18 protein-coding genes are annotated in these 17,199 nt (G+C 54.0%); 10 read left to right on the plus strand and 8 right to left on the minus strand.

Translation table 11 applies throughout. From position 1 onward, the window contains the following. Positions 1-22 precede the first annotated feature (22 nt). Positions 23-2,281 (plus strand): FAD-dependent oxidoreductase, encoded by a 2,259-nt coding sequence (locus tag IP581_RS19230; protein ID WP_193821150.1) that lies wholly within the window; start codon positions 23-25, stop codon positions 2,279-2,281. Here IP581_RS19230 and IP581_RS19235 read toward each other — a convergent pair. Then, a complete protein-coding gene (locus IP581_RS19235) occupies positions 2,278-3,258 on the minus strand; it encodes a type IV pilus twitching motility protein PilT (RefSeq protein ID WP_097400838.1) in 981 nt (326 codons plus the stop codon). The genes IP581_RS19230 and IP581_RS19235 overlap by 4 nt on opposite strands. Positions 3,259-3,275: 17 nt before the next feature. Here IP581_RS19235 and IP581_RS19240 point away from each other — a divergent pair, with 17 nt between their 5' ends. From IP581_RS19240 to hemW, 5 genes are read left to right on the plus strand one after another with little or no spacing between them, the layout of a single operon-like run. Then, positions 3,276-3,980, plus strand: a complete 705-nt coding sequence (locus tag IP581_RS19240) for a YggS family pyridoxal phosphate-dependent enzyme (protein ID WP_086873495.1) — start codon at positions 3,276-3,278, stop codon at positions 3,978-3,980. An 18-nt stretch (positions 3,981-3,998) separates the two neighbouring features. After that, positions 3,999-4,565, plus strand: coding sequence for a YggT family protein (locus tag IP581_RS19245; protein ID WP_065370092.1), 567 nt, complete (start codon positions 3,999-4,001; stop codon positions 4,563-4,565). Next, complete coding sequence (yggU, locus tag IP581_RS19250; protein ID WP_193821151.1) at positions 4,562-4,852, plus strand: DUF167 family protein YggU; 291 nt, start codon at positions 4,562-4,564, stop codon at positions 4,850-4,852. The genes IP581_RS19245 and yggU overlap by 4 nt, the downstream gene beginning before the upstream one ends. 8 nt (positions 4,853-4,860) lie before the next feature. Beyond that, positions 4,861-5,454 (plus strand): XTP/dITP diphosphatase, encoded by a 594-nt coding sequence (locus tag IP581_RS19255; protein ID WP_097400837.1) that lies wholly within the window; start codon positions 4,861-4,863, stop codon positions 5,452-5,454. After that, a complete protein-coding gene (hemW, locus tag IP581_RS19260; RefSeq protein WP_193821152.1) occupies positions 5,447-6,583 on the plus strand; it encodes a radical SAM family heme chaperone HemW in 1,137 nt (378 codons plus the stop codon). The genes IP581_RS19255 and hemW overlap by 8 nt, the downstream gene beginning before the upstream one ends. A gap of 54 nt (positions 6,584-6,637) precedes the next feature. On the opposite strand, the gene wzz(fepE) is transcribed toward hemW, so the two are convergent. From wzz(fepE) to trmB, 4 genes are all read right to left on the minus strand, one after another. After that, positions 6,638-7,744 carry an LPS O-antigen length regulator Wzz(fepE) gene (wzz(fepE), locus tag IP581_RS19265; protein ID WP_193821153.1) on the minus strand — a complete coding sequence of 369 codons (1,107 nt, stop codon included), beginning with the start codon at positions 7,742-7,744 and terminating at the stop codon, positions 6,638-6,640. Between the two features lie 347 nt (positions 7,745-8,091). Then, positions 8,092-8,811: a YggN family protein gene (locus IP581_RS19270; protein WP_193821154.1), complete on the minus strand. Its 720-nt coding sequence runs from the start codon at positions 8,809-8,811 to the stop codon at positions 8,092-8,094. 55 nt (positions 8,812-8,866) lie between these two features. Continuing rightward, positions 8,867-9,193 (minus strand): YggL family protein, encoded by a 327-nt coding sequence (locus tag IP581_RS19275; protein ID WP_086873489.1) that lies wholly within the window; start codon positions 9,191-9,193, stop codon positions 8,867-8,869. Further along, complete coding sequence (gene trmB / locus IP581_RS19280) at positions 9,193-9,912, minus strand: tRNA (guanosine(46)-N7)-methyltransferase TrmB (protein WP_097400833.1); 720 nt, start codon at positions 9,910-9,912, stop codon at positions 9,193-9,195. The genes IP581_RS19275 and trmB overlap by 1 nt, the downstream gene beginning before the upstream one ends. Positions 9,913-10,054: 142 nt before the next feature. Here trmB and mutY point away from each other — a divergent pair, with 142 nt between their 5' ends. The 4 genes from mutY (at position 10,055) to IP581_RS19300 (ending at position 14,089) form a co-directional block, all read left to right on the plus strand. Beyond that, the gene (gene mutY / locus IP581_RS19285) at positions 10,055-11,104 is read left to right on the plus strand and encodes an A/G-specific adenine glycosylase (RefSeq protein WP_193821155.1); all 1,050 of its coding nucleotides are present in this window, start codon (positions 10,055-10,057) and stop codon (positions 11,102-11,104) included. 25 nt (positions 11,105-11,129) lie between these two features. Beyond that, positions 11,130-11,405: an oxidative damage protection protein gene (locus IP581_RS19290; RefSeq protein ID WP_017457565.1), complete on the plus strand. Its 276-nt coding sequence runs from the start codon at positions 11,130-11,132 to the stop codon at positions 11,403-11,405. Between the two features lie 109 nt (positions 11,406-11,514). Beyond that, on the plus strand, positions 11,515-12,597 hold the full coding sequence (mltC, locus tag IP581_RS19295) for a membrane-bound lytic murein transglycosylase MltC (protein WP_086873486.1): 1,083 nt from the start codon (positions 11,515-11,517) through the stop codon (positions 12,595-12,597). A 238-nt stretch (positions 12,598-12,835) separates the two neighbouring features. Then, positions 12,836-14,089: a nucleoside permease gene (locus IP581_RS19300; RefSeq protein ID WP_086873485.1), complete on the plus strand. Its 1,254-nt coding sequence runs from the start codon at positions 12,836-12,838 to the stop codon at positions 14,087-14,089. Between the two features lie 242 nt (positions 14,090-14,331). Here the strand turns inward: IP581_RS19300 and citG are convergent, their stop codons facing one another. The 3 genes from citG to citF are packed head-to-tail and all read right to left on the minus strand — an operon-like array spanning position 14,332 to position 17,199. Further along, on the minus strand, positions 14,332-15,159 hold the full coding sequence (citG, locus tag IP581_RS19305; protein ID WP_193821156.1) for a triphosphoribosyl-dephospho-CoA synthase CitG: 828 nt from the start codon (positions 15,157-15,159) through the stop codon (positions 14,332-14,334). Beyond that, positions 15,137-15,676 (minus strand): citrate lyase holo-[acyl-carrier protein] synthase, encoded by a 540-nt coding sequence (gene citX / locus IP581_RS19310; protein WP_097400828.1) that lies wholly within the window; start codon positions 15,674-15,676, stop codon positions 15,137-15,139. The genes citG and citX overlap by 23 nt, the downstream gene beginning before the upstream one ends. Further along, on the minus strand, positions 15,673-17,199 hold the full coding sequence (citF, locus tag IP581_RS19315; RefSeq protein ID WP_193821157.1) for a citrate lyase subunit alpha: 1,527 nt from the start codon (positions 17,197-17,199) through the stop codon (positions 15,673-15,675). The genes citX and citF overlap by 4 nt, the downstream gene beginning before the upstream one ends.

Consider the following 17,199-nt stretch of genomic DNA (forward strand, 5'->3'; position numbering starts at 1 on the left):
CAGTAAAGAAGGAAACAAGGTTATGAAAATCTTTCCTCAAACCGATGCCAGAACATTTCCAACGCAGCAACTGCACGCCGATCTGCTAGTTGCGGGCGGCGGGCTGGCAGGGCTTTGTGCCGCGCTGGCGGCAGCGCGAGACGGCTTGCAAGTGGTGCTCGTCCAGGACAGACCAGTGCTCGGTGGTAATGCCTCCAGCGAAGTGCGTCTGTGGGCCAACGGTGCAACCTCACATATGGGCAATAATAACCGCTGGGCGCGCGAAGGCGGCATCATGGGCGAAATCATGGAAGAGAACCTCTGGCGGAACAAAGAGGGAAACCCGGTGATGTTCGACCTGGTGTTGCTGGATCTTGCCAAAAGCCAGCCTGGGCTGACATTGCTGCTCAATACCGCCGTCTTTGAGGTCGAAAAAACGGAAAATGCCCTCACTGGGGTAAAAGCCTTCAACCCGATTAACGAGACTTTTTACACCATAAGCGCCGCGCAGTTCTGCGATGCCACCGGCGACGGCGTGCTCGGTTTTCTGGCCGGTGCAGAATACCGTGAAGGCGCGGAAGAAGCTGAAGAGCTGGGCGAAAAAATGGCGCCCGGTGACAATTTTGGTCACAAACTGGGCCACTCCATCTATTTCTACACTAAGCAAACCGCCGGGCCGGTAAACTTTGTTCCCCCCTCTTTCGCCCTGCAAGATATCACCACCATTCCGCGCTACAAGCGCCTGACGTCAACGCTGAACGGCTGCGATTTGTGGTGGCTGGAGTGGGGAGGCCGCCTTGATACCGTGCACGAAAGTGAAGAGATCAAATGGGAACTGTGGAGAATTGTCTGGGGCGTCTGGGATCATATTAAAAACTCTGGCGAATTCCCTGAAGCCGCCAATATGACTATCGAATGGGTTGGTGCGATCCCCGGCAAGCGTGAAAGCCGCCGGTTCCTTGGCGATCATATGCTGTGCCAGCAGGACATTATTGAGCAACGCGATCATTACGACGCCGTGGGTTATGGCGGTTGGTCGATAGATTTGCACCCGGCTGATGGCGTTTACAGCACTCACGACGGCTGCCGACAGTTTCACAGCAAAGGCACCTACACCATTCCGTTTCGCAGCCTTTACAGCCGCTCACTCGATAACTTATTGCTTACCGGGCGGCTCATCTCCGCCTCGCATGTCGCCTTCGGCAGCGCTCGCGTAATGTGTACCTGCGGTCTATTGGGCGAAGTTGTCGGGCGCGCTGCGGCGCAATGTAAAGCCCTTAACCTGCTGCCGCGTGAACTGGCGCAGCGGGAGCATATCAGCGCTTTGCAGCAGCATTTACAGGCCACTGGCTGCTATATCCCACGTCAGTGGCTGAACGACCCGGCTGCTGGCGCCACCGTCAGCGCCAGCAGCGAATACCAACTGAGCGAGCTGAAACCCAACGGCACCTGGCAGCCGCTTTCGGAACGCATGGCGTTACTGTTACCCGTACGCGCGGGCGCGCAACTACCCGAGATGACGCTGCGTTTACGGGCATCAACACCGCAACCACTGGCGGTTTCACTGCTTGGCAGCGCACGCGCCGGGAACTTCACCCCAGACTATCAATACGACGAAAGCGTACTTCAGGTCTCCGGTGAAGCCGAGTACACCCTGGCTTTCAACTGGCAAAGCGATCGCGACCAGTACGTGTTTGTCGCTTTCGACGCGCAGGAAGGTATCGAAATTGCGCTCACGAGTACCCTCCTGCCGGGCATTATGACGGTCTTTAACAGCCTTAACGCCCGCGTGGCAAAACACACCCGCCAGGTCGCAGACGGCGATTATGGCGTCGACGAGTTCGATTTCTGGCTACCGCGCCGTCACCCGCAGCAGATCTTCCCTGCCCTGCGTTTCAGCCAGCCACTGAATGCCTGGTGTGCGCAGAATGTATTAAATGGCCGCTTGCGTCCGGAGCAGCAAATCAATGCATGGACACCCGCCGCTGACGATGTCGCGCCGGAAATCATCTGGCGCTGGGCGGAGCCGCAAACGTTGCAGCATTTAACGCTGGTACAGGACAACGACTTCGATAACGCGATGGAGTCAGTCCAGATGGGTCATCACTATGCCGTAACGCCACACTGCATCACGCACTACCGCCTTTGGGCCGACGAACGGCTTCTGGCTGACGTGGAAAACAATCACCACTCGGTGTGCCAGCATAGCCTTGCAGTGCCGCTGACGATACGCAGCGTCAGGCTGGAGATCCTGAAAACAGCAGGCGCGCTGCCTGCGGTTTACTCGCTAAACATCCGCTAAAGCCAGCCTTGCAGCACACGCTGTTGGTGGCTTTGTGCGAACGTTTGCATTCCCGCCTGTTGCCCGGTTTGCATCACGCCGGGTAACTGGTGCGTTTTGCCTTCGCGGATCAGGCTCGCCACCGCCGGAGAGTTAATCAGCAACTCGAATAACGCCACTCGCCCTCCTCGCTTGTCCGCCTCAAGTTTTTGCGCCAGTACCGCCTGCAGGCTCCCCGCCAGCTGGCTGCGCACAGGATCTTTTTCTTGCGCCGGAAAGCTATCGACCAGCCGCTCTACCGCTTGTGCCGCACCGCGCGTATGCAGCGTCGCCAGCACCAGATGCCCGGTTTCAGCGGCGGTCAGCGCCAGGCGAATGGTTTCGCTGTCGCGCAGCTCGCCGAGCAGGATCACATCCGGATCCTCACGCAGCGCCGCGCGCAGGCCGTCAGCAAATGACAGGCAATGCAGACCGACTTCCCGCTGCTGAATTAAGCAGCGATTGCTGGTGTGAACAAACTCGATCGGATCTTCCAGCGTGAGAATATGCCCATCGTTATGTTGATTCAGGTAATCCACCATGGCCGCCAGGGTGGTGGATTTGCCGCTGCCAGTTGCGCCCGTCACCAGGATCAGGCCGTTTTCCCGCCCAAGCAATTCACTCAGCGATACGGGCGCATCCAGTTCACTCAGCAATGGACAGCTTTGCGGCAGCAAGCGTAACGCCAGCGAAACGCCACCGTGACGCGTAAAGGCACCGGCCCGCAGCCTGTGTCCTGCGGCTGTCGTCAGGGCAAAATCCACCTGCCCCCGCTCTCGCCACAGACGCTGCTGAGCAGTATTCAGATGCTGTTCAATCAGCCCGGCGAGATCGGTTATTTCAAACGGCGCGGGTTCCAGCCGTCCTTGCTGCCGCCAGCGCGGCACTGAGCCACTGCACAGGTGTAGATCCGAGACATTATGCTTTACACTAAGCGCCACTATTTCTTCTATATCCATATAGCCATCCTGGAATCATGAACGATATTGCGCATAACCTGGCACAGGTCCGGGACAAAATCTCAGCCGCCGCAACACGCTGCGGCCGGGCTTCAGAAGAAGTGACGCTGCTTGCAGTGAGCAAAACCAAACCTGCGAGCGCTGTCGCAGAAGCGATCAATGCCGGGCAACATGCTTTTGGCGAAAACTATGTTCAGGAAGGGGTGGATAAAATTAACCACTTCCGACAACTGGGCGTTCAGGGTCTGCAATGGCACTTTATTGGCCCGCTACAGTCCAACAAAAGCCGTCTGGTGGCGGAGAACTTCGACTGGTGCCACACGATAGACAGGCTGCGCATTGCCAGCCGTTTAAGCGAACAGCGCCCGGCAACGTTAGCGCCGCTGAATGTGCTTATCCAAATCAACATCAGCGATGAGCAGAGCAAATCCGGGATTGCGCTCAACGAGCTGGATGCGCTGGCCGCTCAGGTGGCCGAGCTACCCGGCGTTTGTCTGCGAGGATTGATGGCGATACCCGCGCCGCAAGCAGATTACGAACGCCAGTTTGCCGTGGCACGGCAAATGGCTGTAGCATTTGAAGCGTTAAAAACACGCTATCCGACGGTGGATACCCTGTCATTGGGCATGTCCGACGATATGACCGCCGCCATTGCGGCGGGAAGCACGATGGTGCGCATTGGTACGGCCATTTTTGGTGCGCGCGATTACACGAAAAATTAAGGAAAACTGAGGAACGCCATGAAGACGTTGACTTTCCTGCTCTCGACAGTGATTGAACTCTACACAATGGTTCTGCTGTTACGTGTCTGGATGCAGTGGGCACGCTGCGATTTTTACAACCCGTTTTCGCAGTTCGTGGTTAAAGCCACGCAGCCGATTGTCGGACCGCTGCGCCGCGTGTTGCCCGCAATGGGGCCGCTGGATAGCGCTTCGCTGCTGATAGCTTTTGTTCTGTCGTTTATTAAAGCGATACTGATTTTTATGGTGATCACCTTCCAGCCGATCATCTGGATTTCCGCCCTGCTGATTTTACTGAAAACCATCGGCTTGATGATTTTCTGGGTACTGCTGGTAATGGCCATCATGAGTTGGGTGAGCCAGGGACGCAGCCCGGTGGAATATGTGCTCATGCAGCTGACCGAACCGCTGCTGCGGCCGATCCGCAGTCTGCTGCCGGCCATGGGCGGTATCGATTTTTCACCGATGATTCTGGTGCTGCTGCTGTACGTTCTGAATATGGGGATTGCGGAACTGCTGCAATCTACCGGCGATATTCTGCTGCCGGGGCTGTGGATGGCACTATGAGTGCCGTTGTTACCTGTGAAGACGGGCTGGTGTTGCGGCTGTATATTCAGCCCAAAGCCAGCCGTGACACCATTATCGGGCTGCATGGCGACGAGCTAAAAGTCGCCATCACCGCCCCGCCAGTGGACGGCCAGGCCAATGCGCACCTGGTAAAATTCCTCGCTAAGCAGTTCCGCGTGGCAAAAAACCAGGTCGTGATTGAAAAAGGCGAACTGGGCCGCCACAAACAGATTAAAATCTCACATCCGCAACAGATCCCGACGGAAGTCGCGGCGCTGATACATTAGGATCCGCTATGCAAAAAGTTGTCCTCGCTACCGGTAATGCCGGTAAAGTGCGCGAGCTGGCCTCGCTGCTGAATGATTTTGGCTTTGATGTTGTCGCACAAACTGAGTTGGGCGTGGAGTCTGCAGAAGAGACCGGCCTGACGTTTATTGAAAACGCCATCCTCAAAGCGCGCCATGCATCCCAGGTCACTGGACTTCCTGCCATTGCCGATGATTCCGGCCTCGCTGTCGATGCCCTTGGCGGCGCGCCGGGGATTTATTCCGCCCGTTATTCTGGGGTTGATGCCAGCGACCAGCAAAACCTGGAAAAGCTGCTCGACGCGCTAAAAGATGTGCCGGACGCTGAGCGCAAAGCGCAATTCCACTGCGTACTGGTCTATATGCGTCATGCGGATGACCCGACCCCACTGGTGTGCCACGGCAGCTGGTCAGGCGTGATCACGCGGCAGGCTGCGGGTAATGGCGGTTTTGGCTACGATCCGATTTTCTTTGTCCCTGCTGAGGGCAAAACCGCGGCGGAACTGACGCGCGAAGAAAAAAGCGCGATCTCCCACCGTGGACAAGCGTTGAAACTGTTACTGGAAGCACTGCGTAATGGCTGATTTGCCGCCTCTGAGCCTTTATATACATATTCCGTGGTGCGTGCAGAAATGCCCGTACTGCGATTTCAATTCCCATGCATTGAAGGGCGAAGTGCCGCACGATGACTATGTTCAGCATTTGCTTAACGATCTCGATGCTGATGTCGCCTGGGCGCAGGGACGTGAAATAAAGACCATTTTTATTGGTGGCGGTACGCCGAGCCTGCTCTCTGGCCCGGCAATGCAAACGTTGCTGGATGGCGTGCGTGCGCGTTTGCCGCTCGCGCCTGATGCGGAAATCACCATGGAGGCCAACCCCGGCACCGTAGAGGCCGACCGCTTTGTCGAGTATCAACGAGCCGGCATGAACCGCATTTCTATTGGCGTACAAAGTTTTAGCGAAACGAAGTTACAGCGCCTCGGGCGTATTCACGGTCCGCAGGAAGCCAAACGCGCAGCCAACCTGGCGAGCGGGCTGGGGCTACGCAGCTTTAACCTTGATTTAATGCACGGGTTGCCGGATCAGTCGCTGGAAGAAGCGCTGGATGACTTGCGACAGGCGATTGCGCTCAACCCGCCGCATTTGTCGTGGTACCAGCTCACCATTGAACCCAATACGCTGTTTGGCTCACGGCCTCCGGTGCTGCCAGACGACGATGCGCTCTGGGATATCTTCGAACAGGGACACCAGATCCTGACCGCCGCCGGGTATCAGCAATATGAAACCTCGGCTTACGCGAAGCCCGGTTACCAGTGCCAGCACAATCTTAATTACTGGCGTTTTGGCGACTATCTGGGGATTGGTTGTGGCGCTCACGGGAAAGTGACGTTTCCGGATGGGCGTATTCTGCGGACGGCAAAAACCCGCCATCCACGCGGTTATATGCAGGGTAATTACCGGGATAAGCTGCACGATGTGGAGGCGCAAGATAAACCGTTTGAGTTCTTTATGAACCGTTTTCGCCTGCTGGAACCCGCACCGCGAGCAGAATTTTCACGCTATACCGGGCTGGATGAACGCGCTATTCGTCCGCAAATTGAGGAAGCGCTGAAGCTGAATTATTTGACGGAAAGTGAAGAGAACTGGCAGATAACAGAACACGGTAAGTTATTTCTTAATTCCCTGCTGGAACTATTTCTTGCCGAATAATTAAGACGCTGGCTGTTCGGTTATTTGAACAGCCAGCCTGGGAACAACCTGTCATTACAGAATATTACGCTGATGCATTGCGTGGCGCAGCAGCACAATACCACACGAAATAATCCCGCCGATCATTGCCGCCAATACCAGAATTAACGCCTTGCCCGCACCATCTTTTTTCATTGGAAGGGAGGGTGTCAGCTGGTATTTGATAGGGGAAAACTCAATATCTTTGATGTTCACCTTTTCCAGCTCCGACAATGTATATTCCCGATTCTGGAATTCCGCGTTTAACTCAGTTACATCTTTGAGCGACTTTTCAATTCTCAGCTTTTCTGCGATCCCATCCGCACCCAGCGCGATAGAAAAATCAGGATCATCTTGTACGGATTGCCCATTACTGTAGACCGGGCGCTTGATTCCAGCTGCATTGGCAACTTCCAGTGAGTAATTCAGGCGCTTGATATTGGTGTCGTGTTTTGTGGTAATCCGCACCCGGTCCATTTCCAGCAGGTTTTTTTCGTAATTTTTACGTACTTCGACGTCACTACGCAGGGTATCCAGCGTCTCTTTCACCACCTGCGCTGACACATAGTCGATATAGTTTTGGAGCACCTGCTGCGCTTCCGGCGCGCTCGGTGCAGTGAAACTCAGCGACCATAAAGCGTAGGGCGAAGTGTCAACACTGCCCGGTTTGATACTATTAACGGCTTTGATTTTTTCAGACAACAACACGACGGCGCGGCGCAATTCGTGTTGATCAACATTCTGATCTTGTAATTTCCCCAAAACCAGTGGAGAGGAGGCAAGAAACTCTTCTTTCAAAGACTGAGAATTAAATTTTTTCAGGAAAAGATTAAATATCTCATTAGCATCAACAGGTACTTTTACATCAAGTACTTGCAGCGCAACCAGCGTTTTCTGTAATTCCGTCCACTGGATTTTTTCTGCCGCAGTCACCTCTGCCTGACTGGTCCATTTCTGTGGCAATAATGCGGCAATCAAAAAGCCAGCAACAGCAAACAACAGCACCGTCGCGATAATGAAAACTTTACCTTTCCATAAAATACCTGCCAAACTTAGCAGGTCAATTTCATTCGCTTTAAACGGAACAGGATGATTCTCATAAAAAGAAGGAGCTTGTTCAGGTTTGGTATTTAATGATGACATAAGATTATTTTCATAAAAATCGAGTCCATGATTTGAAGCTACGATATTAACATCAACAGGAACCTCCCGTAAGCAAATCAAACATCTATTAAGGTACAGAAATTGCCGCTATTTATCCAAAACCCACCAGGCTCTGTAGTTCCGCAGATTTTATTTTAATTGACCACCTAATTTTTTATTTATATTAAAAATTACAGTGAGTTAGAAAAAGAGACAAGGATTACCTGTCTATAATTAAGGGAAAAAGAAATAAGGATTATCTGTATATAATTAAGAAAATAATAAAGAGTAATTGAATATATATAAACACACAGCCATCCCTTAAAAGAGAAGGCTGTGTCGTGGCATTACTTCAACTGAGCGGCTAAGGCTTTACGGCTCTCTTCCAGTGTCACTACTCGCTTACAGACATCTTTCCCGAACTGCTGAAAATCCGCTTCCTGGTTTTTCCATTCGTTCTGGATAGCGGTTTGCAGACCGCCAAGGCTGCCTAAGACGTTTTGTAATGGGTTGCCGCCGCTTTTCAGCACGGCTTTCGCGCCCATTTCATTAATGCTGTCCTGCAGAATACCGCCCATCGCCTGGTTCACCAGTTGCTGGCCGTCCGCGCGGACTTGCTCAATCGCTTTATAGTGGAAGGTCAGACCATCGCTACGATGCTCAATAATGCGATTCATCTGCTCTTTTAATTGCGCATCAAGCTTGGTCAGGCGATTACGCATGCTGCTGCTTTCACCGACCTCTTTAACGATGATTTTATCCAGCGCGATGCGGTTTTTCTCCACGCGGCTGCGCGCACCATTGTCAATCCACGGCAGCGCGCTGCGCAGTTCTGCCTGGTAATCTTTCGCCTGCTCGCGCTGAGCGGCGGTAAGTGTCGGTTGTTTGCCGTTGAACATCACATTGCCATCCGGTGTGATAACCAGATTGCCGTTCTCCCCTTTCACCTGCACGGTTTGCGGGTTGATGATCACATCGTCACGCGGCGTGACGCTACATTGATAGTCGGCCTGAGCCGCGAATGCTGTAAGCGTTAGAGCCGCCGCCAGTAGCGTTTTGCGCATCATATAAACTCCTGTAGAGACAAAACGGGCCAGCAAATGCTGGCCCCTTATGCTTTAGTTAGTCCCACCAAACGTCGAAAAGTTCGCTGACGCGCACCTCGGTCACCTGGTGTTCTTCAAGCCATTTACGCACGATAGCCTGATGCTCTTCAGTACATTTGCCAATCTCTTGCAGGCAGATCAGACCATCCCACGCCAGATAACCGCTACCGTCAAACGCCAGCTTGTTCGGCTCAATCACTTCCTGAATAAAGTCATCAACCGTTTTATCAATCTGCTCTTCGCTGGTGCCTTCCGGGAAGCGCCATGCAACAGAAAAACCCAGTTCCTGAAATTCATCGATGTGCATTTTTTTACGCAAACGACGGCTGCGGTTTGTTGCCATTATTTCACCCTCTCGAACATTAAGTCCCATACACCGTGACCAAGACGATGGCCACGCTGTTCAAATTTGGTTACCGGGCGCGACGCTGGACGCGGCACAAAGTCGTTGGTCGCCGACAGGTTTTTGTAACCGTCGATGGACGTCATCACTTCCAGCATATGCTGTGCGTAGGCTTCCCAGTCTGTCGCCATATGAAACACGCCGCCCAGCTTGAGCTTGCTTTTCACCAGTTCAGCAAAGGGTACCTGAACGATGCGGCGTTTATTATGACGCGCTTTGTGCCACGGGTCAGGGAAAAAGAGCTGCACCATGTTCAAAGAATTGTCAGGAATCATCTTGTGCAACACTTCCACCGCGTCGTGGCACATTACGCGCAGGTTTTCCACGCCCTCTTCATGAGCGGAGGAGAGGCAAGCGCCAACGCCCGGCGAGTGCACTTCAATGCCGAGGAAATCCTGATCCGGTCGCGTTTTCGCCATTTCAACCAGCGACGCGCCCATACCAAAACCAATCTCCAGCGTAACCGGGGAAGTGCGGCCAAACAGCGCGGTGAAATCAAGCGGCTGTTCTGTGAACTCAACGCCCATCACCGGCCAGTAATTATCCAGCGCGTGTTGCTGCCCTTTTGTCAGGCGGCCCTGCCGACGGACAAAGCTGCGAATGCGGCGCAACGGGCGGCCGTTTTCATCAAATTCCGGTGAAATGACGTCGTTATTCATAAAGTGATCTGCTTGTGAGAGTGTTCAGGAAACGGGCATTATCCAAAGTTCATCGCCCGATGCAAGCACCGGAAAGTTCCGGTTTACAGCTCATCGCCTCTGTGCTGCAATCTTCGCCCCTGATTACGTGATTCTGGTGACCATGCAAGCGTCTCAATTTTCAGCCCAGGTGCTGGGCTGGTACGACAAATACGGGCGAAAAACCCTGCCCTGGCAAATTGAAAAAACGCCTTACAAAGTATGGCTATCGGAAGTGATGTTGCAACAAACGCAAGTGACAACCGTAATCCCCTACTTCCAGCGCTTTATGGCGCGTTTTCCAACAGTGACCGATCTGGCGAACGCGCCGCTGGATGAAGTGCTGCATTTATGGACCGGGCTGGGTTATTACGCCCGCGCCCGCAACTTACATAAAGCCGCACAGCAGGTCGCAAACCAGCACGCGGGACGTTTTCCGGAAACGTTCGAGGAAGTTGCTGCGTTGCCGGGCGTTGGCCGCTCGACCGCTGGCGCAATTCTCTCTTTGTCGCTGGGCAAACATTTTCCAATTCTTGATGGCAACGTAAAGCGCGTGCTGGCGCGTTGCTACGCGGTTGGCGGTTGGCCGGGTAAAAAAGAGGTGGAAAAGCGTTTGTGGGAGATCAGCACAGACGTCACCCCGGCTCAAGGCGTCGAGCGCTTTAACCAGGCGATGATGGATCTCGGCGCGATGGTTTGCACCCGTTCGAAACCGAAATGTGAACTCTGCCCGCTGCAAACGGGCTGTGAAGCTTATGCTTCCGGCACCTGGGCGCATTATCCGGGGAAAAAACCGAAACAGACGCTGCCAGAACGCACCGGGTATTTTCTGCTGATGCAGCACGAAGGCGAGGTGTATCTTGAGCAGCGCCCACCAAGTGGGCTGTGGGGCGGGTTATTCTGCTTCCCACAGTTCAGCGATGAGGCCAGCCTGCGGGCCTGGCTGGCGCAGAGGAAGATTAGCGCTGATAATCTCAGCCAACTTGTGGCGTTTCGCCATACATTTAGCCATTTCCATCTGGATATTGTGCCTATGTGGCTTGGCGTGTCCTCGTTCTCGTCTTGCATGGATGAGGGCGCAGGTCTTTGGTATAACTTAGCGCAACCGCCATCCGTCGGTCTGGCGGCTCCCGTGGAACGCCTGATACAGCAATTACGCGCCGAAGTCCGTTAGGCGCGCAAGCAAAGAGGATTATTTAATGAGCAGAACTATTTTTTGTACCTTCCTGCAACGCGAAGCGGAAGGACAAGACTTCCAGCTCTATCCGGGCGAACTCGGAAAACGCATTTACAACGAGATCTCGAAAGAGGCCTGGAAGCAGTGGCAGCATAAGCAAACCATGCTGATCAACGAGAAAAAACTCAACATGATGAACACCGAGCACCGTAAATTGCTGGAAGAGGAGATGGTTAATTTCCTGTTTGAAGGCAAAGATGTGCACATTGAAGGCTATACGCCGCCAGAAAAAAAATAAGCCGCTGTTTACGCGCAATCGCTGGTAATGCCGCGAAAGCATGGGAAGGCATTGCCAGTGCGCAGAGGACACCGGCGCTAACACACCAACACAATTGCATCCCGGAATGATGAAAAAATATTTAGCGCTAGCGATTATTGCGCCGTTGCTGATTTCTTGTTCCAGTTCGAATAAAACGGGCGACGACTACAACGAAGCCTGGATTAAAGACACCAACGGTTTTGACATCCTGATGGGTCAATTTGCCCATAATATTGAGAATTTATGGGGATTTAACGAGGTTCTGATCGCAGGTCCGAAGGACTACGTTAAATATACCGATCAGTACCAAACCCGCAGCCACATCAACTTCGATGAGGGGACGATCACCGTCGAGACTATCTCCGGCACCGAACCTGCGGCGCATCTGCGCCAGGCGATTATCAAAACATTGCTGATGGGCGACGATCCGGGTTCAATCGATCTTTACTCCGATGTCGACGATATTCAGATCTCGAAAGAGCCGTTCCTGTATGGCCAGGTGGTGGATAACAATGGTGAAGCCATTCGCTGGCAATGGCGTGCAGCGCAGTTTGCGGACTATTTGCTGCAAACGCGTCTGAAAAGCCGCAGCAATGGTTTACGCATGATCTACAGCGTGACGATTAACCTGGTGCCAAACCACCTGGATAAACGCGCACATAAATACGTCGGGATGGTGCGCAAAGCGTCGCATAAGTATGGCGTCGACGAATCGCTGATTCTGGCGATCATGCAAACCGAATCGTCCTTTAACCCGTACGCCGTGAGCCGTTCCGATGCGCTGGGATTAATGCAGGTTGTGCAGCACAGCGCGGGTAAAGATGTATTCCGCGCGCAGGGGAAATCTGGTACGCCCGATCGCAGTTATCTATTTGATCCGCAAAGTAACATTGATACAGGCACTGCCTACCTGGCGATGTTGAATAACATTTATCTCGCCGGTATTACTAACCCAACATCACGGCGCTATGCGGTCATTACCGCTTATAACGGCGGTGCCGGAAGCGTATTGCGCGTCTTTTCCGCCGATAAAGTGCAGGCGGCAAATATCATCAACACCATGACGCCGGGAGATGTGTATCAAACCCTCACCACGCGTCACCCCTCGGCGGAATCTCGCCGCTATCTCTACAAAGTTAACGCTGCGCAGAAAACCTACCGTCGCAACTAATCTGCTGCCTCTTTCGTCTGTCCCGACGAAAGAGGCATAAGGTATTCATGTGAGTGATGCAAACGGTTGCGCTAAAGTGTGAGATCCGTCACCATATAAAAATGCAATCAGAGGAAGTTTGCATTTTTATGTCGGGCATAACAAATTCGCCACCCCGTAGATGGTAGAATCCTGACACATAACAAACGCAATTGTGCCCATTCCAACATCTATCACTCTCCTTTGTGAGGAAATTAGCATGAATCTTAAGCTGCAGCTGAAAGTCATTATCTTTCTGCAGTTCTGCCTGTGGGGAAGCTGGCTGACTACGCTTGGCTCTTATATGTTCGTTACCCTGAAATTCCAGGGCGCGGAAATTGGCGCGGTGTATAGCTCGCTGGGTATTGCATCACTGCTGATGCCAACGCTGCTCGGTATCGTTGCGGATAAGTGGCTGAGCGCAAAATGGGTTTATGCCCTGTGTCATCTGGTTGGCGCGATTACGTTATTTATCGCCGCGGGTGTCACCACGCCAGGCGCTATGTTCGCCATCATCCTGCTTAACTCGCTGGCCTACATGCCAACGCTGGGCCTGGTAAACACCATTTCTTACTTCCGCCTGAAATCCGCAGGCCACGATATTGTGACCGATTTCCCACCGATTCGTATCTGGGGCACCATCGGCTTTATTCTGGCGATGTGGGCGGTGAGCTTCTCCGGTTTCGAACTGAGCCACATGCAGCTCTACATTGGCGCGGCGCTGTCGCTGGTGCTGAGCCTGTTCTCTCTGACGCTGCCGCATATGCCGGTTGCGAAAAGCAAAGAGAAACAGACCTGGGTGGAGATGCTGGGCCTGAACGCTTTCGCGCTGTTTAAAAACAAGCGCATGGCGATCTTCTTTATCTTCTCAATGCTGCTGGGCGCCGAGCTGCAGATCACCAACATGTTCGGCAACACCTTCCTGCACAGCTTCGACGCGAACCCGCTGTTTGCCGATAGCTTCATCGTGACCCATGCTTCGGTGATGATGTCGATTTCGCAGATTTCCGAAACCGCGTTTATTCTGGCGATCCCGTTCTTTATGAGCCGTTACGGCATCAAGAACGTCATGTTGATCAGTATCATCGCCTGGGTACTGCGTTTTGGTCTGTTTGCCTATGGCGACCCGACGCCGTTCGGTACCGTGTTGCTGGTGCTGTCGATGATCGTTTACGGTTGCGCGTTCGACTTCTTTAATATCTCCGGCTCGGTATTCGTGGAGAAAGAGGTGAATCCGGCTATCCGTGCCAGTGCGCAGGGTATGTTGCTGATGATGACCAACGGCTTCGGCTGTATTCTCGGCGGGATGGTGAGCGGCAAAGTGGTTGAGATCTACACCACGGCGGGCATCACCGACTGGAAAACCGTGTGGCTGATTTTCGCGGGTTACTCACTGGTGCTGGCCTTTGCCTTCGTAATGCTGTTTAAATACAAACACGTCCGCGAACCGGCAGGCGTCGCGCAGAAAGCCTGAGCCCCTTCACCGCCGCTTTGAAGGCGGTAAAAGAGGCAAAGACAAAACCCGGCCTGAATGCCGGGTTTTTTTATGGTCATTTTCCCCCTCTTTTAGCGGAGGTGGTTAGCCGCAGGCTTTAGCTTATTATCTTTTGAGTGAAATCGTTCAGAACAGGCAGGGACTTTTTATTAGGGTACTGATTGCGCCCTTCTGAGGTGCAACCAGTGCCATCTGCTATGAGATAGTTTTTTATAGCCAGCTTACAGCTCACCAAGAACCCAGGCCACCGCCAGCAAATCCGCGCTACCGCCGGGACTTAACCGGCGAGCCATTAACGCACTATCCATTTCGCGCAGCGCATCGCTATCCCAACCTGTTGCCAGCAATCTCGCCGCATAATCCTGGACGTAGCGCAGCCCTTCAATACCGCCGCGAGAAACCAGATTGCTGTCACGGTTCGCGGCCATCAGGCGCAGCAGCGCATTGTGTAACCGCCGCTCCCCTTGCTCCTGATGCCAGAACGGCAACACCGCGCGGCGCACGGTGATAAACCCCTGCTCCGCTTCACCGCGTGCGCCCGTCAGCCCATACTGGCGAAACTGTTTTTCACCCGCCGTTATAGCCTGTGGGCGGCCATCCAGCTCACGCGCCACTAATCCACAGCAGATTTCACTTACCTGCTGGCAAAGCGCGTCAGCGCTAACAATGCGCCCTTGTCCTTGCAAACGCCCGGCCGCAAAACAGAGCAGGCCAAGAGAAAAAATGCCGCCCTTATGTGTGTTCACACCATCTGTCGCCGTGAACATCGCTTGCTCGCAGGCAATACCCATCGGGCGCAGCAGCCGTAGCTGCTCACTGGCCGGTTTCTGCGCATGGGCTTTTCCCGCCCCGGCAAACATCGTGAACCACGGCGTAATCGCCGCAATACTTTTTAAAAACAGCGCATGATCCATATCCTGGTGCGAACCGTTATTCGCCCTGTCCACCAGCCCCGGTTTGGGGGTTAAATCCAGCTCAAGGCGCAACGCCTGTGCCGCGAGCTCAGGCACGTCAGCAATGGCGGATTTAGTCGCGAGCAAACCAGCCATCAATTAACCTCTCCACGCGAGCGACGACGTCTTCTACCGGATGGCGACGCGAGCGCGCACAGCCGTGTGCAGGTTCATCACATACCAGACAGCGACGGGTATTTAAATCCAGCGAATGCCGCCCAACCTGCCCCTCTTTCGGGCAAAACACATCAAAATCCCATAGCCTGCCAAGCGGATGAGTCTGTTCCATCTCCACGCACTGCGCTTTGATTTCTACCGCCGGGTGCTCCACGCACCACAGCGCTTCCGCGCCGGTTGGCAGCCATAACACCTGCCTGTCCAGCACGCGCCAGTGGTTTTGCCACAGCAACTGGTCGCAGGCCTGGAGTGCCACGCCCATGGTATTGCGGTAGCGAATACTGTCTTTTACCGCGCCAGGGGTGACCAGCGTCAGCGAAATAACCGGTTGTTGATAGTGAGTGAGCCAGTCAGCCTGACGCGCCGCGCGGCTATCTTTCGCCGCCAGCAGCGCCTCAAGGCTGACGCCCGCTCTCACGGGCGTCAGTGTGGTCATAGATTGTCCTCTTTAACCTGACGAACCACATCGATCACGCTGCCGTCGCGATAGCGGATCACGCCAACAATGCGGTCGGTAAACGCGATCGGTTTCGGTTCACCGGTCAGTGAAATCGCACGCTGGTAAAGCGCTTCGATATCGACGATTTTCAGCCCTGCCGCCAGTAAACGTTCGCGAATATCCGGGCGCGCCGGGTTAACCGCGATGCCGTGATCGGTGACCAGCACGTCGATGCTTTCCCCTGGTGTCAGCAACGTGGTCACGCGTTTTACAACGGTAGGAATGCGGCTACGCAGCAAGGGGGCTACGACAATGGTGAGGTTTGCCGCTGCCGCAACATCGCAGTGACCACCGGAGGCACCACGCATCACGCCATCAGAACCGGTGATGACGTTAACATTGAAGTCGACATCAATCTCCAGCGCGCTGAGGATCACCACATCCAGTTGATCGCAACTGGCCGCTTTACCGCCCGGGTTGGCATAGACGTTGGTGGAGATCTCGACATGGTTCGGGTTACGGTGCAATGACGCCGCCGCCTGGCCATCGAAACACTGCGTATCCAGCAATTTTTCAATAAGCCCTTTCTCATGCAGATCCACCAGGCTACCGGTGATGCCGCCAAGCGCGAAACGAGCTTTTACCCCGTGGCGCTCCATTTTTTCTTCCATGAAGCGCGTCGCTGCGGTCGCTGCTGCGCCGGAGCCGGTCTGCATGGAGAAACCCTCTTTGAAATAACCGGAGTGCTCGATCACATCCGCTGCGTAACGGGCGATCATCAGTTCGCGCGGATTGCTGGTGACGCGCGCCGCACCGACGCTGATTTTCGCCGGATCGCCCACGCTTTCTACCTGCACGATCAGATCAACCTGATCCTGACCAAGGCTCGCCGGCATGTTCGGGAACGGCACCAGCTCTTCGGTCAATAACACCACTTTTTTGGCGAACTGCGCGTCCACCATCGCGTAACCCAGCGAGCCACAACAGGATTTCCCCTGAGTGCCGTTGGCGTTACCGAACTCATCGCTGCACGGCACGCCGAGGAAAGCGACATCGATGTTCAGCTCGCCATCCTGCAACAGCTTCACGCGGCCGCCGTGAGAGTGAATCTGAACGGGCTCCGCCATCAGGCCGTGAGAGATCGCATCTGCCAGCTTGCCGCGCATCCCGGAGGTGTAAATACGCGAAATTACACCGTTCTGAATATGTTCGATCAGCGCATCGTTGCAGGTCATCAGCGAACTGGAAGCCAGCGTCAGGTTTTTAAAACCCAGACGCGCCAGCGTTGCCACAACGTTGTTGATCACGCGATCGCCTTCGCGAAATGCGTGGTGGAAAGAGATAGTCATACCGTCTTTCAGACCACTGCGGTCAATCGCGTCTTCCAGCGTCGCGCAGAGTTTGCGCGTGTGTTTGGTGTTGATATCCGCCAGCCACGGTGTTGCCGCGTGAGCGCTTTCAAAGGGTTTTAAATCACGCAGATGGGGAAAATTAACGTGAAGAAGCTCTGTTTGATTCAT

The sequence above is a fragment of the Kosakonia pseudosacchari genome (assembly GCF_015167415.1).
Classification (GTDB): Bacteria; Pseudomonadota; Gammaproteobacteria; order Enterobacterales; family Enterobacteriaceae; genus Kosakonia; species Kosakonia pseudosacchari.

What these genes read in the sequence shown, in the direction of transcription:
- IP581_RS19230 (WP_193821150.1), top strand. Translation starts at nt 23, where the DNA reads ATGAAAATCTTTCCTCAAACCGATGCCAGAACATTTCCAACGCAGCAA.
- IP581_RS19235 (WP_097400838.1), bottom strand. Translation starts at nt 3,258, where the DNA reads ATGGATATAGAAGAAATAGTGGCGCTTAGTGTAAAGCATAATGTCTCG.
- IP581_RS19240 (WP_086873495.1), top strand. Translation starts at nt 3,276, where the DNA reads ATGAACGATATTGCGCATAACCTGGCACAGGTCCGGGACAAAATCTCA.
- IP581_RS19245 (WP_065370092.1), top strand. Translation starts at nt 3,999, where the DNA reads ATGAAGACGTTGACTTTCCTGCTCTCGACAGTGATTGAACTCTACACA.
- yggU (WP_193821151.1), top strand. Translation starts at nt 4,562, where the DNA reads ATGAGTGCCGTTGTTACCTGTGAAGACGGGCTGGTGTTGCGGCTGTAT.
- IP581_RS19255 (WP_097400837.1), top strand. Translation starts at nt 4,861, where the DNA reads ATGCAAAAAGTTGTCCTCGCTACCGGTAATGCCGGTAAAGTGCGCGAG.
- hemW (WP_193821152.1), top strand. Translation starts at nt 5,447, where the DNA reads ATGGCTGATTTGCCGCCTCTGAGCCTTTATATACATATTCCGTGGTGC.
- IP581_RS19270 (WP_193821154.1), bottom strand. Translation starts at nt 8,811, where the DNA reads ATGATGCGCAAAACGCTACTGGCGGCGGCTCTAACGCTTACAGCATTC.
- IP581_RS19275 (WP_086873489.1), bottom strand. Translation starts at nt 9,193, where the DNA reads ATGGCAACAAACCGCAGCCGTCGTTTGCGTAAAAAAATGCACATCGAT.
- trmB (WP_097400833.1), bottom strand. Translation starts at nt 9,912, where the DNA reads ATGAATAACGACGTCATTTCACCGGAATTTGATGAAAACGGCCGCCCG.
- mutY (WP_193821155.1), top strand. Translation starts at nt 10,055, where the DNA reads ATGCAAGCGTCTCAATTTTCAGCCCAGGTGCTGGGCTGGTACGACAAA.
- IP581_RS19290 (WP_017457565.1), top strand. Translation starts at nt 11,130, where the DNA reads ATGAGCAGAACTATTTTTTGTACCTTCCTGCAACGCGAAGCGGAAGGA.
- mltC (WP_086873486.1), top strand. Translation starts at nt 11,515, where the DNA reads ATGAAAAAATATTTAGCGCTAGCGATTATTGCGCCGTTGCTGATTTCT.
- IP581_RS19300 (WP_086873485.1), top strand. Translation starts at nt 12,836, where the DNA reads ATGAATCTTAAGCTGCAGCTGAAAGTCATTATCTTTCTGCAGTTCTGC.
- citG (WP_193821156.1), bottom strand. Translation starts at nt 15,159, where the DNA reads ATGGCTGGTTTGCTCGCGACTAAATCCGCCATTGCTGACGTGCCTGAG.
- citX (WP_097400828.1), bottom strand. Translation starts at nt 15,676, where the DNA reads ATGACCACACTGACGCCCGTGAGAGCGGGCGTCAGCCTTGAGGCGCTG.
- citF (WP_193821157.1), bottom strand. Translation starts at nt 17,199, where the DNA reads ATGAATCAAACAGAGCTTCTTCACGTTAATTTTCCCCATCTGCGTGAT.